The organism is Devosia crocina, assembly GCF_900116545.1.
Taxonomy (GTDB): domain Bacteria; phylum Pseudomonadota; class Alphaproteobacteria; order Rhizobiales; family Devosiaceae; genus Devosia; species Devosia crocina.
The window spans coordinates 514,000-528,131 of sequence record NZ_FPCK01000001.1 but is presented as its reverse complement, the minus strand read 5'-3'; the positions used below and the strand labels follow the sequence as shown (position 1 = coordinate 528,131).

13 protein-coding genes and 1 tRNA gene are annotated in these 14,132 nt (G+C 60.6%); 7 read left to right on the top strand and 7 right to left on the bottom strand.

Features of this window, described 5'->3' with window-relative positions; all coding sequences use genetic code 11:
* Positions 1-10: 10 nt before the first annotated feature.
* From BM364_RS02445 to BM364_RS02435, 3 genes are read left to right on the top strand one after another with little or no spacing between them, the layout of a single operon-like run.
* The gene (locus BM364_RS02445) at positions 11-1,972 is read left to right on the top strand and encodes a hypothetical protein (protein ID WP_092420448.1); all 1,962 of its coding nucleotides are present in this window, start codon (positions 11-13) and stop codon (positions 1,970-1,972) included.
* A gap of 17 nt (positions 1,973-1,989) precedes the next feature.
* Positions 1,990-4,092, top strand: a complete 2,103-nt coding sequence (locus BM364_RS02440; RefSeq protein WP_092420445.1) for a type I secretion system permease/ATPase — start codon at positions 1,990-1,992, stop codon at positions 4,090-4,092.
* Entirely contained in the window at positions 4,089-5,426 is a 1,338-nt protein-coding gene (locus tag BM364_RS02435; protein ID WP_092420442.1) for an HlyD family type I secretion periplasmic adaptor subunit, read from the top strand. Before BM364_RS02440 ends, BM364_RS02435 begins: the two co-directional genes overlap by 4 nt.
* Here BM364_RS02435 and BM364_RS18915 read toward each other — a convergent pair.
* The 4 genes from BM364_RS18915 to BM364_RS02420 all read right to left on the bottom strand — a co-directional run bounded on the left by BM364_RS18915 (position 5,386) and on the right by BM364_RS02420 (position 8,669).
* Positions 5,386-5,553 carry an alanine:cation symporter family protein gene (locus BM364_RS18915; RefSeq protein ID WP_483088804.1) on the bottom strand — a complete coding sequence of 56 codons (168 nt, stop codon included), beginning with the start codon at positions 5,551-5,553 and terminating at the stop codon, positions 5,386-5,388. The two genes, BM364_RS02435 and BM364_RS18915, sit on opposite strands and share 41 nt — an antisense overlap.
* A 19-nt stretch (positions 5,554-5,572) precedes the next feature.
* Positions 5,573-5,649: transfer RNA gene (locus tag BM364_RS02430), tRNA-Arg, on the bottom strand.
* A 123-nt stretch (positions 5,650-5,772) separates the two neighbouring features.
* On the bottom strand, positions 5,773-7,200 hold the full coding sequence (locus BM364_RS02425; RefSeq protein WP_092420439.1) for a sensor histidine kinase: 1,428 nt from the start codon (positions 7,198-7,200) through the stop codon (positions 5,773-5,775).
* Positions 7,201-7,235: 35 nt separating this feature from the next.
* Entirely contained in the window at positions 7,236-8,669 is a 1,434-nt protein-coding gene (locus BM364_RS02420; RefSeq protein ID WP_175528425.1) for an FAD-dependent oxidoreductase, read from the bottom strand.
* Positions 8,670-8,900: 231 nt separating this feature from the next.
* Between BM364_RS02420 and rpmH the strand changes: the two genes are divergently transcribed.
* From rpmH to yihA, 4 genes are all read left to right on the top strand, one after another.
* Positions 8,901-9,035 (top strand): 50S ribosomal protein L34, encoded by a 135-nt coding sequence (rpmH, locus tag BM364_RS02415; protein ID WP_046105410.1) that lies wholly within the window; start codon positions 8,901-8,903, stop codon positions 9,033-9,035.
* 13 nt (positions 9,036-9,048) lie between these two features.
* On the top strand, positions 9,049-9,453 hold the full coding sequence (gene rnpA, locus BM364_RS02410) for a ribonuclease P protein component (protein ID WP_092420433.1): 405 nt from the start codon (positions 9,049-9,051) through the stop codon (positions 9,451-9,453).
* Entirely contained in the window at positions 9,450-11,288 is a 1,839-nt protein-coding gene (gene yidC / locus BM364_RS02405; RefSeq protein WP_092420430.1) for a membrane protein insertase YidC, read from the top strand. The genes rnpA and yidC overlap by 4 nt, the downstream gene beginning before the upstream one ends.
* Before the next feature lie 66 nt (positions 11,289-11,354).
* A complete protein-coding gene (gene yihA / locus BM364_RS02400) occupies positions 11,355-12,008 on the top strand; it encodes a ribosome biogenesis GTP-binding protein YihA/YsxC (RefSeq protein ID WP_092420427.1) in 654 nt (217 codons plus the stop codon).
* Here the strand turns inward: yihA and BM364_RS02395 are convergent.
* The 3 genes from BM364_RS02395 to BM364_RS02385 all read right to left on the bottom strand — a co-directional run bounded on the left by BM364_RS02395 (position 12,005) and on the right by BM364_RS02385 (position 13,992).
* Positions 12,005-12,718 (bottom strand): glutamine amidotransferase-related protein, encoded by a 714-nt coding sequence (locus BM364_RS02395; RefSeq protein WP_092420424.1) that lies wholly within the window; start codon positions 12,716-12,718, stop codon positions 12,005-12,007. The genes yihA and BM364_RS02395 overlap by 4 nt on opposite strands.
* 85 nt (positions 12,719-12,803) lie before the next feature.
* Positions 12,804-13,295: a peptide-methionine (R)-S-oxide reductase MsrB gene (msrB, locus tag BM364_RS02390; RefSeq protein WP_092423779.1), complete on the bottom strand. Its 492-nt coding sequence runs from the start codon at positions 13,293-13,295 to the stop codon at positions 12,804-12,806.
* Between the two features lie 127 nt (positions 13,296-13,422).
* On the bottom strand, positions 13,423-13,992 hold the full coding sequence (locus BM364_RS02385; RefSeq protein WP_092420421.1) for a fasciclin domain-containing protein: 570 nt from the start codon (positions 13,990-13,992) through the stop codon (positions 13,423-13,425).
* Between the last annotated feature and the right edge of the window lie 140 nt (positions 13,993-14,132).

The following is a 14,132-nucleotide window of genomic DNA, read 5'->3' as shown; positions in this document are numbered from 1 at the left end:
GGAGACTGCGATGCATCAGGACGGAATTACCGAGACGATTACGCATTTCATAGGCCTCTTCGCCTCGGCCGAAGAAGACGCTCGCTTGCGGCACGATTACGATAAATTCGAGCGTACGGTCGACAGGCCCGCAGAGCCCCCCCTGCCCACGCCAGCGCATCCCGCCCCCCGTCAGGCGCTCGAACTTGCTCCCAATCATCCTCTGGTGCGCTACCAGCCTGAGGAAGCCTCGACGCCCAATTCTTATCGCGCTGAGCCATTTCATTCCCCTTCCCCCTCGATTCAGCAGGTCTCGTTCACACTGAGCGATCCCCCAAATGCTGTTTCGCCAGAGGGCGCTGGCGGTCGGTCTGGTCATGGCTTCGTGCCGCATGAAGGCGCCATCCCTGGGTCGGTCGCCATGCTCGCTGTTCAAGCGATTGATCTGACGGATAACGACGTCATCGTCATCGGCGAGATTTCCGGGCCTCTGCCGAACTACGCGCCGGACACAAGCGGCGTAGAGGCCATGCTGGCTGAAATCGGTGTCTTTAGTGGTGCACTGTCGGACCCGGCCCCAAGTGGCCTTTTTCACGCTATCCCGGAATTCATGGCAGCTGCGTCTGATGCTGCTTACGCAATGGTAAACGACAAAGAGACGTCAGTAGTGGCGACCTCGGCGATTGGCCCGGCCACCAAGGGCATGCATCTCGATGGCGAAAGCGTTGCGGACCTGCCGTCTCTCGATGAGGCAGTGCCCGATATCGCACCGGACGAGATTACGGTGACGACGGGGTCGGTCTCCCTGACCTCGGGGGACAACACAATGCAGGTCGCTACCGGTCAGAACCAACTCACCAACGAAGCATCGATACTGGATGCGTCGATCGCGCCTGCAATCGTGGCTGTCGCTGGCGATCACGTCCGCCTGGATGTCATCTCACAGATCAATGCTTTTTCGGACGCCGATAAGCTTGATGGCGCCTTCCAGAGCGGGGTGACCAGTCAAGGCAACACCGCTCACAACCTTGCTGGATTCACGTCCATTCTGACCAGCTCGAGTAGCTCGACAACACCGGCGGATATCGAGGCCATGCCTGCGAACTGGACGGTCAGCGTCTTCGAGGGCGATTTGGTTTTTCTCGAGTGGATAAGCCAGTACACCTTTTCGACCGACAACGACTTGATGGTTTTGACCGCAACCGGAGCGACCACCAACATCGAAAGCGGCGGCAACATAGGGCTCAACGACGCTTCGTTCTCCAATCTCGGCCTCTTCTACGATATCGTCATCATTGGTGGCGACCTCTACGAAGCCAATATCGTCTCCCAGGCGAATGTCCTTTACGACAATGACACCCTGCAGATGCTCGATGCCGCGGGCATCAGCGCCAGCGCCACGACATCCGACAACCTTCTGTGGAACCAGGCCTCCATCACCAGATATGGGCCAGAAGCTGCACTTGGCCCCCTGCCCGCACACTACATGGACGCGATGGAGTTGCTCGAAAGCGGAGCGCGCGCCATGCCGGAGGGTTTTGGCAAGGATCCGCTCCTCGCAGGACTGGATCATCTGCGCGTGCTTTATGTGACTGGCAGCATCTACGACCTGCATGTCGTGCAACAGACGAATGTTCTGGCTGACGCCGACCATGTGGCCGTTTATGCGCGGGGCCTGCTCGAGCATCCGGACAGCGGGTGGGAAATCAGCACTGGCCAGAATGCCCTAGTCAACCTTGCCAGCATCACTGACTATGCCAGTTCCGGCGACACTCTCTACGTAAATGGCGGGACCTATTCGGACGCCATACTTGTGCAGGCGGACCTGGTCGGTACGGCCGGCCCGGCCAATGGCAACTTTGCCAGCGAGCTCGTAGCCTTTCTGGATACCGAGACTGCGCTGCAGCCCATCCTTGACCATCACGCGACCTTGTCTGCCGCCTTCGATGCGACGCCGGCGCCCGCCGACGTCATGCAATCCGTCCTCGCCTGAACCGGAGCGACCAACCCATGCTCGACGAAACTCTTCCTCGCGTGTCGAGCCCTGGCACAAATGCACGCGCGGCCACGATGCAGGATGTGCTCGACGGCATCGATGCGGCCGTTTCAAAGCTCGATTTCCTTGCGTCTCAAGCAGCTCGTCAGGACGCCGAAGCGTCCGTGGTCGACCCGGAGCCGCCAAGGCACGTCATGTCACAACCTGCCCCCGAGGGGCTGAAGGGCGATGCCACGCATGCCGAGGCTCCAGCGGCAAAAGCTAACCCACGCGGCACGATACCTCCCATCATAGAGGCTGAACCCTCGCCTGGTCTGCGCAATGGCAACCCGCCGCCTGCAGGGCCGAAAGTTCCACCACGTCCGCCCGGCGGAGGCCGGTTCCACAAGCGCACACCGGTCCCCGATTTCGCGGAGAGTTTTCGGGCGGGCCTTGCCGCTGTCAGGCGCAACCTCGCCGTGGTGATGGCCTTCACCATCGTGATCAATGTCCTTGTTTTGGCAATCCCGGTCTATTTGTTTCAGATATCCGACCGGGTGCTGACAAGCCGCTCCCTCGACACGCTTGTGATGCTGACGGTCGTCGTAGTCGGCGCCGTGCTGCTGCAAGCGATGATCGATGCCATTCGGCGATTTATTCTGATGCGAACGGCAGTCGAAGTTGAAGCGCAGCTTGGCGCTCCGATCCTCTCGGCTGCTGCCCGTGCCTCCCTCAATGGCACCGGGCGCGAGTACCAGGTGCTGGGCGACCTGCAACAAATCCGGGCCTTCATCACGTCCGGCACGCTTCTGGCCTTCTTCGATGTGCCGATCGCCCCGCTTTTTGTGCTGGCGGTGTTTTTGGTCCACCCGCATCTTGGCTATATCGTTGTGGCCGCGTCATTGGTTCTCGTCGTGATCGCGTTTGTGAACCAACGCCTCACCGCCGGCCACTTTGCCGATTCCAGCGGATTCCTAGGTCGAGCCACGGCGCACCTCGATTCCATGTCGCGCAATGCTCAGATCATCAACGCCCTGGCGATGATTCCAGAGGCCGTCCGTATCTGGGGGCGTGACACAGCACTGTCGCTCCGCTCTCAAGTGCTCGCTCAAGACCGCAACATCATCATGGCCAGCTGCTCGAAAGCTGCTCGCATGCTGACTCAAGTGACGATGCTGGGTTGGGGAAGTTTTCTTGCGATCGAAGGCGAATTGACCGGCGGTATGGTGATCGCGGCCTCGATCATAGCCGCCAGGGCACTCACGCCCATCGAAGGAGCCATCGAGGGCTGGAATTCTTTCACTCAGTTCCGCAACGCCTTTAAACGCATTCGCCTTCTGCTTCAAACCTCTCCATTTGCCTTCGAGAGGTTGCTGCTGCCTGAACCGCGAGGCCAGCTCGATGTCGAACGGCTTCTCTTCGTTCCTCCTCCCAATAAGAAGGTCATTCTCAACGGCATCTCCTTTTCGCTCAGTCCAGGGGAATCTCTCGCCATTATCGGTAATTCGGGGGCCGGCAAAACGACGCTCGGCAAGATGTTGGTCGGCTCGATTCTTCCAACTTCGGGCAGTGTGCGCCTCGACCTCATGGACCTCAGAAACTGGGACCAGCGTCAGTTCGGCGAAAACATCGGCTATCTACCGCAGGATGTGCAGCTCTTCCCCGGAACGATCAAAGCAAACATTGCCCGGATGCGCGAAGATGTTGAGGATCGTGCAATTTTCGAGGCGGCCGTCCTTGCAGACGTACACCAGCTGATTGCCTCTTTCCCGCAGGGCTATGAGACGATCGTGGCCAGCGACGGTGCGCCGCTTTCGGGCGGCCAGAAACAACGCATCGCTTTGGCGCGCGCATTTTTTGGTTCGCCCAAGCTTGTCGTGCTGGATGAGCCCAACTCAAACCTAGACAGCAACGGCGAAAACGCGCTGGCCAAAGCGATCATGCATGCGCGCGAACAGAAGATCACCGTGGTGACTATCACGCAAAGGCCGGCTTTGCTGCGCGCGGTCGATAAGGTCCTGGTCCTCGATAATGGCATGGTGACCATGTTCGGCGAACGCGACGAGGTGATGGCCGCTCTGGCCAAGCCCAAATCGCAGGCCCAGTCGAGCAGCATCCCAGGAGGAAAGACGCCATGAATGCTGCAAGCGAGGGCAAGACGATCGAGTGGTACTCTGCGGTGCCGCGTTCGATCAGAACTCACACGATCATCGGGGGCACGCTTGTGGCCGTTGTCATGGGCGGCTTTGCGATTTGGGCCGCCACGGCGCCGTTGGCGGCTGCCGTGATCGCCCCGGGAAGCTTTGTCGCATCGGGCGAAAACAAGATCGTACAACATTTGGAAGGCGGGATCATCGGCGAGATCCTCGTGCGGGAAGGCCAGATGGTCCAGGAAGGGCAGGATCTCGTCAGGCTGGACGAGACCGCTGCCAGAGCGAGTGCGCGGCAGTTGATCTTGAGGGGCCTTCGGCTGGAAGCAACGCTGGCACGACTGACGGCGCGTGCTGCCGGCGACGGAAGCTATTTGTCCCCCGCCTCGGTCCTGGACGCCATTGCCGACCCCGAAGTAAAAGCGATCGACACCAGTCAGAGGGAGAACGCAGCGGCGGCAGCGGCAAAGCTCGCTAACGACATCGATATTCTCCAGCAAAACATCTCAGCGCTTGAGTACGAGCGTAACGGAAACGCCTCCCAGATCGTCGCCATTGATAGGCAGAAGACCCTACTCGAAGAGCAGCGCGTCAACCTTGCCAAGCTACTCGAAAGCCAGCTTGCAACACGATCTTCCCTCAATACGGTGGAAAGAGCCATTGCCGAGGCCGATGGTGCCATCGCCGAGCTACGCGCGGAGATGGAAGCGGACGACGCGCAGATCGCCAGGTTCGAACGCCAAATCATTCAATTGCGCGATGCCGCACGGCAATCTGCTTTTGCGGAATTGCAGGCGGTCGAAGCCGAACTCGACGCGGTCCGGGAGCAGATCAGACAGGCGCAGGATGTGCTGGGACGTACAGTCATCAAGGCTCCTGCTACAGGAACTGTCGTTCGCCTCTACTATCACACACCGGGTGGCGTGATCGAAACGGGTAAGGCCATCATGGAAATCCTGCCATCGGATGTTCCACTGATCATCGAGGCTCAGGTCTCGAGAATGCAGATCGACGAGGTCAGCGTGGGTGAGAGCGCCTCGATCCGCCTCACCTCTCTCAACCAGAGGACAACGCCGATCCTGACCGGGACCGTGGACTACGTTTCTGCCGACTCCGTGGTTAATTCAGCGGACACCTCGACGGGCGAGATCTACGTTGCCCGCGTTTCAGTTCCTGCCGAACAGATCGAAAGGGTCGAGGGTTTCAAGCCTACGCCCGGCATGCCGGCAGAAATCCTTATCCTCACGCACGAGCGAACCTTTTTGGAATATCTCGTAAAACCTATCGAAGACAGCATGTCACGCGCGTTTCGGGAGGAGTGAACGCGGGGTTATCTTGGGGCGCGGATCCCATGTCTGCCTTGATCGGAAAGAGAGCGCGCTTGACGCCATTGAGCATGGCGCCAGCAATGACCCTGCTCACCGCACCAAAGCCGAAAGCACTTTGCAATCATACAGAAGATAAGAAATGGCGCGCCCGAAGAGATTCGAACTCCTGACCCCCAGATTCGTAGTCTGGTGCTCTATCCAGCTGAGCTACGGGCGCGCAGGCCGCTTGGGAGCGGCGGGGCATTCGGCGGTGAGTGGCTCACCCGTCCGAAGCGGGGCAACCTATAGATCGGCGTTTGCCGCATTGCAAGCGTGTGACAGCGCATTTTTGGCAAAGCCGCTAAAGGCTGTGAATATCTTTGGGCAGGGTCAGCTCGAAACGGGTGCCGGGCGGGGGGCCGTCGAGATAGCGCAAGGTCCCCCCATTTGCCTCGGTCAGCTCACGCGCAATGGCAAGACCCAACCCCGTTCCACCTGCCCGGGCTGATCCCTCGAAAGCGACGAAAAGATTTTCCCGGGCACGCGGCGGTAGGCCCGGACCATTATCGGAAATAGTGAGAACAACCGTTTCGGCTTCCTCTGCCAGCGACACCTTGATCGCAGGCGCGCTGATCTGGTTGCTCGCTTCGAGCGCCTCGCGCGCATTCTTGAAGAGATTGACCAGCACCCGCCCCATCTGGCCGGGATCGACGTGGACAAGCAGACCTGCCGGAACATCGGCGAGAAACTGGACGCTGGGATGGCCCACGAGGCGCGCTTCGAATCCGGCATCATCGACCAGCGTCTTGAGATCGATGCTGGCTGGCTTGGGCACGCTGGTGGCCTCCCGGCCATAATCGAGCACCTGCTGGGCAAAGCCGATGGCCTTATCGAGCGTGGTCACAAGACGTGGCGCAAGGCGCTGCACCTTTGGATCATCGAGTGTCGCCACCTGATCGGACAGCAATTGGGCCGAAGTCAGCGTGTTGCGCAGATCATGGTTGATCTTGGCGACGGCAAGTCCGAGATCGGCCAGGTGCCGCTGCTGGCGCAGCATGGAGAACAACTCGCTTTCCATGGCAGACAATTCGCTTTCGAGCACGCCGATTTCGTCGCCCCGCCGTGTCGGCGCGAGAATCAGCGTGGCGTTCTCCGGAGCCTTGCGAAAGCGCAGGATGTTTCGTGTCAGGCGCTGCACCGGCAGGATAAAGAGCTGGCTCACGAGCATATAAAGCGCAAAGGCCGTAACCGCGGCGATGCCGAGCGACACCAGGACGATATTGCGTGAATAGTCGATGATGTCGGCCCGCAACGGCCGCTCGGGCATGAGAATCTCGACAAGGCTCTCGTCGAGATCGCCCTCGCCCACAATTCGTAGCGTCCGGTTGGGCGGGGCGAACAAGGTGTCAAGGGCACCGAGCACAAGGCTCGGCAGATCGCTCTGACGCAGGTCGGCAGTCACTACATTATCGAGCGTAACCGGGTCCGCCAGCTCTATAAGCTGGCTTTGCCCCGCACGCCGGTAAACGATCGCATAGGCTCCTGCGGAAGCAAGGAGACGATCGGTGAGGTTGCGCGGCAGCGCCATGACGTCAGGCACCGCGTCGAGCACACGCGCGGCAACAACCCCCACCCGCAGCCGGTCCTGCAGCCAGGAGGCGCGATAGGTGGCCAGGGAGGGCAAATAGATCACCACCTCGACAAGCAGAATCACCGCAATGATGGCGGCGATCAGCTTGTTGGATAGGCCCGAGAATCGGCTGGGTGTGACTTGGGGCTCGTCTGTCATCGCGACTCGATCATAGGGGACGAGGAACCCTGGCGTCAGCCCCCGAACGGATTTCGGACCACACGCCGCAGGGTCCGCGCGTGGCTGGTCCAGAGAGAAACGTTTTTCGAGCCGCTATAGGTTTCAGCCAGTTGCGTGATGATCGTGAAAAGACTCGGGCGCGGCAGCGGCAAAAAGGCAAGATCTGCAAGACTGATACGGCGATCCATGGCAAGGGCGAGAACCGCGGCAAGCTCGGGCGCTTGCAGCCCCAGAATCGCGCCTTCAAGGATTTCGCCCCTGGCGTCCACCGAAAGCTTGGCAAGGCCATGCCCTGCCCCCATGGCCACGGCGCGATCGTTTTCGCTGAATGATTGGCGCAGAAGCTGCTCGCCCGGTTTGAATTTGCCTTTACGCCCGGAAAGCGGACCGATTTCGGCCAGAGGCGGGGCCGTTTCGACGATCCGCGGCACAAGAGGCACAGCGCGGCGCTGACCGAGGAGGGAATCGATGGCAGCCCGGCCCTGCGCCTGTGCCTCCGCCCAGCGGCTTTGCCCCGCTCCGGCGCCAACCACGCGGACATGACGCAGGGAGGTTGCGCCGAGCGTGCCCCGAAGGCTCGGATATCCCGTTTCGCTGCTGGTTTTGATCTTGGTTTTTCCAAGATCGAGCGGCGCAAAATCAACCCTGCGGTCCATCGAGACAAGCAGATGCGAGGCGTCGAGCGATTCGAGTGTGCCATCGGCATGGCTGAGATCGACACCGATCCCCTGAGAGCGCGTGTTCACAGCAGCGATCTGCGCATCGCGCGCGATGACCACACCCTCCTGCGCGAGGATATTGGACAGAATCGCAACACATTCGGCATCGAAGCCTGCAAGTGCCGGGCCATGCGGCACGAGCGTGACCTGAGCTCCGAGACGCCTTTGCACCTGCGCCTGTTCAAAGGCAAAAGCATCGCCTCCGATGATCACGAGATGGGTCAGCTTGCGCTGATTGTCGAATATGGTGTCCGGCGTAAAGAACTCGGCCGCCTCAAGTCCGGCGATTGCCGGGATGACGGGATCGCCCCCCAGCGCCAGAACAACGGCGCGTGGCTGGATCGTCAGGTCACCGACGAGAAGCGAACGGCTGTCGAGGAAGCTGACCAATCCACGGATGACGGTTACGCCCGCTGCTGAAAGGATTTCCGGCGCGTCCGCCCGTCCCTGCTGCGCCGCCACGCGGGCGACGCGCTCGGCGACCTGGCGGGCCGTCAGTTTGACTTCTGTGGCGCCAAGCCCCATTTCGGCCCCCGCGCGCATCCCTTGCACAAGGGCCGCACTGGCCGACAAGGCAGCGGCGCGCACGGCCAGGGTGCGAGCGTCGCCCGGCTCCACCTGCTCACGATCGGCAAGAACAACGCTGGCGCCGAGCCGGCGCGCATAAAGCGCAAGGTCGATACCGAGCGCCCCGGCACCGACGATGCACAGGTCAGGATTTGTAGACACGTACCAGATTCCGCGGCAGGCTGAGCGATAGTGCAGTTATGCTGGCATATCCCCGGCTTGACAACAGCCGGGAAAGCGCGCCGGAACCGCCGTTGCCGCGTTGACTTGGCAGTGGCTTTTCCCTATAGACGCCTCGACCAAAGCTGGCGCGCCCTGCCCCGCCGGCCGGATAGATTTATGCGCAATTTGCGCCAGCAATAGAGGAACCGTGCACGAGCGCGGTTGAAAGTCATGAAGCGTACTTACCAGCCTTCCAAGCTCGTGCGTGCCCGTCGTCACGGTTTCCGCGCCCGCATGGCCACCAAGGACGGCCGCGCGATCCTGAACCGCCGCCGCGCGCTCGGCCGCAAGAAGCTGTCGGCCTAAGGTTTCGGGCCGGATGACGGCCGAAAAGAAACAGGCCGCGAAATTGCGCCGCCTCTTGCGGCGCTCGCAGTTTTTGAGGGCAGCCCGGGGCAATCGCGCCGGGCGCTCTGCGTTTGGGATGCAGGTTGTGCCTGTCGCCGAGGATTTGCCCGGCATAGGGATCACCGTCACCAAGAAGGTGGGCAATTCCCCCGAACGAAACCGGATGAAACGCCGGTTGCGCGCGGCTGCGGCAGCATGTGCCGATGACTTCCGTCCCGGACACGATTATGTGCTGCTGGCAAGGCGCGAGGCTCTGAGCCGACCCTTCGCCAAAATGATCACCGACCTTACCGGTCTTATCGCCCGCGTGCACGACACGAAGGCGGACGAAAACCAGACTCGGGCCGGGCGCGGCCAACGGAACTCGACACCATGAATGCTGACAATCGCAATGTGATTCTCGCTGTCGTGCTGAGCATGCTCGTGCTGTTCGGCTGGCAGTTTTTCATTGCCGGACCGCAACTCGAACGCGCCCAGCAGCAGGCCGAGATCGCCGCCCAGCAACAAAGGGAACAGGAAGCGCTTGCTGTTCCCACAACCGGCGTCGGCGGCACAGCGACTCCCGCGACCGAACAGCCACTCAGCACCCAGACCTTTGCCGATCGCGACAGCGCCATTGCCGCTTCAAACCGCATCCCCATCGACACCGTGGATCTTGCCGGCTCCATCAACCTGACCGGCGCCCGCATCGACGATCTCAAGCTCGAGAACTATCGCGAAACCACAGCCGATGATTCCCCGATCATCACCCTGTTGAGCCCCTCGGGTGCTCCGGGCGGCTATTTCGTCGAGCACGGCTGGGCGCCTGCAGCCGGTGCCAGCGTTGCCCTGCCCGATGCCAACACGGTCTGGACAGTCGAGGGCGACACGACGACGCTGACTGCGGCAACCCCGGTCACGCTGAGCTACGACAATGGCCAGGGCCTGATCTTCCGCCGCACCATTGCGGTCGACGACCACTACCTGTTCACCATCACTCAATCGGTTGAAAATACCGGTGCGGGCGATGTAGCGCTCTTCCCCTATTCGCGCGTTGTCCGTCAGGGCACTCCGCCGGTGCAGAATTTCTTTATCCAGCATGAAGGGCCTATCGGCGTTCTTGGCTCGAACAACTACGTCGCGCGCAAATATGGCGACCTCCAGAACGATCGTCAGGTCGATTTCTCCTCCACCACCGGCTGGCTCGGTATCGCCGACAAATATTGGGCGACCGCCGTTTTCCCCCAGCCGGGCAATGCGATCAATGCGCGCTTTGCCTATTCGACGACGGGTTCGACCCCGATCTATCAGACCAATTATGTCGAAACCCAACCGGTCGTCGTTCCCGCCGGCGGCACGGCAACAAGCGAAAGCTATGTCTTCGCGGGGGCCAAGGAAGACCAGGTCATTTCCGCCTATGAGAACGACCTGGGCGTTGATCGCCTCGAGCTTCTGATCGACTGGGGCTGGTTCCACTTCCTGACCAAGCCCATGCACTGGCTGCTGGTGGCGCTCGACGGTCTCTTCGGCAATTTCGGCCTCGCGATCCTCGCAGTGACCGTTATCGTCAAGGCTATCTTTTTCCCACTGGCCAACCGCTCCTATGCCTCCATGGCCGCGATGCGGCGCGTGCAGCCGGAAATGAAGGCAATTCAGGAGCGCCTGAAGGACGATCGCGCTGCCCAGCAACAGGCGATGATGGAGCTTTACCGCAAGGAAAAGATCAATCCGCTCTCCGGCTGCTGGCCGATCCTCATTCAGATCCCGGTCTTTTTCGCGCTCTACACCGTTATCTTCATCTCGATCGAGATGCGGCACGCGCCCTTCTTTGGCTGGATCCAGGATCTCGGCGCACCCGATCCGACCAATATTTTCACCCTGTTCGGCCTGATCCCGTGGAATCCAATGGCTCTGCCGGTCATCGGCTCGTTCCTCCACCTCGGCATCTGGCCGATCGTGATGGGCATCACCATGTGGGTGCAGATGAAGCTCAATCCGCCCCCGCCGGATCCGACCCAGGCGATGATCTTCAACTGGATGCCGGTGATCTTCACCTTCATGCTCGGCACGTTCCCTGCAGGTCTCGTGATCTACTGGGCCTGGAACAACCTGCTCTCGGTGACCCAGCAGTGGGTGATCATGAAGCGCCACGGTGCCGAGGTGAACCTTTTCGGCAATATCGTGGACAGCTTCCGCAAGAAGCCCAAGCCGGCCGAAAACTCCAAGAGCTAATCCCTTTCCGGAACTCTATGGGCCCGCTGGACACTCCAGCGGGCCTTGTCTTTGAGGGCGCAACGAATGACTGAAAAAAACTATCCCACCGACCTCATCGAGCGCGGCCGCCTGCTCTTTGCCCGGCCCATCGTGTTTGTGAAGGGCTGTGTCCGGCTCGCCGACCTGCCGCCGATGGACCGTGTCGAAATCGCCTTTGCCGGTCGTTCAAACGTGGGAAAGTCGAGCCTGATCAACGCTCTATGCGGCACCTCGAGCTTGGCGCGCACCTCCAACACGCCTGGCCGCACGCAGGAGCTGAACATTTTTGAAAGTCAGAGCGAAGAGCTGCGCATTGTCGACATGCCCGGCTATGGCTATGCCAAGGCGCCGGAGCCCAAGGTCAAGGCGTGGACACAATTGATCCACCAGTACCTGACCGGCCGCGCCACGCTGCGCCGCGTCTATGTGCTGATCGACAGCCGCCACGGGCCAAAAGACAATGATATCAGCGTGATGAACGAACTGGACCGCGCTGCCGTGAGCTATCAGGTGGTCTTGACCAAGGCAGACAAGCCCTTGTCCAAGGACGTGGAAAAGGTCGTTGCGATGACCCGTGCCGCCATCGCCAAGCGCCCCGCCGCGCATCCCGAGGTTCTGCTGACCTCCAGCGAGAAGGGCGAAGGCCTCAAGGAGCTTCGCACCGAAATCGCCATGCTGCTCGAAAGCAGCGGCGCCTAGCTAGCTTCGCCGGCGAAGAACCTGCCGATATAGCTGGCCAGGCGGGTGCTGTCGGAGGGTTGCCGGAAGGAGGCGACGCCCGCCTCGACCACATCGTCGGGTGCCCTCCCGCGGCGCAGTTCGACCAGGGCAAGTGCGTAATTGTCAAGAAATTCAGGGTGCGGCTGGAAGCTCAAGGCCTTGCCGGTCTTATAGAAAAGTCCGGCATTCGGGGTAAAGTCCGACGCGAGGACAACTTCGGCTTCCGCCGGCGGCACGATGACCTGATCCTGATGCGAACAGGCAATGGCAAGGGTTTGGGGTGCATCGGCCATGAAGGGCGGGCGACTGGTGACGCGATAGCGATGCCGGCCAAGACCCCAGCCTTTTTCGGATTTCCGCACCTCTCCGCCCAGCGCATCGGCCATGATCTGATGGCCGAAACAGATGCCGAGCATCGGTGTCTTGGCAGCGTAAGCGGCGCGGATAAAGTTGCGCAGGGGTGGCAACCAGGCGTGATCTTCGTAGACGCCGGCCGGTGAACCCGTCAGCACTATAGCGTCCATATGTGCCGGATCTGCTAGCATCTGGTTATCACAAACGGCGACAACTTCGTAACTAGACGCTGTTTTGGTCCCCTCAAACATGCGTTCGAACATGGCGTGGTAGGGACCGAAATGGGGACGGAGCGGTTCGGGCACGTCGCCGGTCTGGACGATGGTGAGACGCATCTTGTGAGAAGCCAGATTGGAAGATCCGCTCTCCTAGCCTCGAACGTCCTTGCCGGGCAACGCCGCCCTGCTCAACCCACCTATGTCAGGCCGCGACAAAGCGCAGCGACACGCCATTGATGCAGTAGCGCAGGCCCGTCGGCTGCGGGCCATCGTTGAAGACATGGCCCTGGTGACCGCCGCAATTGGCGCAATGGACTTCCGTGCGCACCATGCCGAAGCTGGTATCTTCCGTTGTGCCCAGCGAGCCGGGGACAAAATCCCAAAAGCTCGGCCAGCCGGTGCCGCTCTCGTACTTCTTGGCAGATTCGAACAGCAACTGGTCGCAGCCGGCACAGTGAAAGTTCCCTGCGCGCTTTTCGTCGTTGAGCGGAGAGGTAAAGGCGCGTTCGGTACCCTCGTGGCGGAGCACGTCATAGGCTAGCGGGTCGAGCCGCGCCTGCCATTCGGCATCGGTCAGCTTGAACGGGAAATCGCCTTCGGCTGCTATGGGCTGCAAGCGGTGAAACATCGAAAACGCCGACAGACCGATGGTTGCGGCACTGCCAAGCAAAACGCTGCGTCGAGATAACTGCATGATCATTCTCCATGCCCCGGCTGAGACCATAATCGAGATTTCCTCCAGATAAACGTCAACAATGCGAGAGGCTCCGCCAGGGGCAGGCGGAGCCTCGTAACCTCATACGTTGCGGCGTATTTCGAGGTTACATCTTGGGGGTGAGCACCGCGTCGATGACGTGGATCACACCATTGGACTGGATGACATCAGGAATGGTGACATTGGCCACGGTGCCGTTTTCGTCGGTCACGGTGATATTGCCGCCCTCATCCTTGAGGGTGAGCTTGCAGCCACCAACGGTATCGACGACATGCTCGCCGCCATCATCGGCAACCATCTGGGCAATGTCGGTCGACAGAGCCTTGGCCGGGATCACGTGACAGGTCAGCACCTGGGTCAGCATGTCCTTGTTTTCGGGCTTCAGCAGATCTTCCACCGTGCCGGCCGGAAGAGCTTCGAAAGCGGCATTGACCGGAGCCAGGACAGTGAACGGGCCTTCGCCGGACAGCGTGTCAACCAGGCCCGCTGCCTGAACGGCGGCAACCAGAGTGGTGTGATCGGCCGAATTGACGGCGTTTTCAACGATGTTCTTGTCGGCGAACATGGCAGCGCCGCCCACTTCAGGATTGTCCTGGGCAAAGGCCGAGCCAGAAAGAGCGCCAAAGCTGAGAACGGCAGCAACGGCAACGGCAACGGCACGCAGGGAAATGGTCATTTTTCAGAGTTCCTTCCTGTTATCTTGTTCCCGATGATCATCAGGACGCTGGTAGGTACGGGCTCTGTTCGGGTGCAGTTTTCGCGTTTTTGGCGGTTTCGGTGAGAAAAAGAGTGAAACTTTCGAGGTGAGAAAATCGT

What these genes read in the sequence shown, in the direction of transcription:
- BM364_RS02445 (WP_092420448.1), top strand. Translation starts at nt 11, where the DNA reads ATGCATCAGGACGGAATTACCGAGACGATTACGCATTTCATAGGCCTC.
- BM364_RS02440 (WP_092420445.1), top strand. Translation starts at nt 1,990, where the DNA reads ATGCTCGACGAAACTCTTCCTCGCGTGTCGAGCCCTGGCACAAATGCA.
- BM364_RS02435 (WP_092420442.1), top strand. Translation starts at nt 4,089, where the DNA reads ATGAATGCTGCAAGCGAGGGCAAGACGATCGAGTGGTACTCTGCGGTG.
- BM364_RS02425 (WP_092420439.1), bottom strand. Translation starts at nt 7,200, where the DNA reads ATGACAGACGAGCCCCAAGTCACACCCAGCCGATTCTCGGGCCTATCC.
- rpmH (WP_046105410.1), top strand. Translation starts at nt 8,901, where the DNA reads ATGAAGCGTACTTACCAGCCTTCCAAGCTCGTGCGTGCCCGTCGTCAC.
- rnpA (WP_092420433.1), top strand. Translation starts at nt 9,049, where the DNA reads ATGACGGCCGAAAAGAAACAGGCCGCGAAATTGCGCCGCCTCTTGCGG.
- yidC (WP_092420430.1), top strand. Translation starts at nt 9,450, where the DNA reads ATGAATGCTGACAATCGCAATGTGATTCTCGCTGTCGTGCTGAGCATG.
- yihA (WP_092420427.1), top strand. Translation starts at nt 11,355, where the DNA reads ATGACTGAAAAAAACTATCCCACCGACCTCATCGAGCGCGGCCGCCTG.
- BM364_RS02395 (WP_092420424.1), bottom strand. Translation starts at nt 12,718, where the DNA reads ATGCGTCTCACCATCGTCCAGACCGGCGACGTGCCCGAACCGCTCCGT.
- msrB (WP_092423779.1), bottom strand. Translation starts at nt 13,295, where the DNA reads ATGCAGTTATCTCGACGCAGCGTTTTGCTTGGCAGTGCCGCAACCATC.
- BM364_RS02385 (WP_092420421.1), bottom strand. Translation starts at nt 13,992, where the DNA reads ATGACCATTTCCCTGCGTGCCGTTGCCGTTGCCGTTGCTGCCGTTCTC.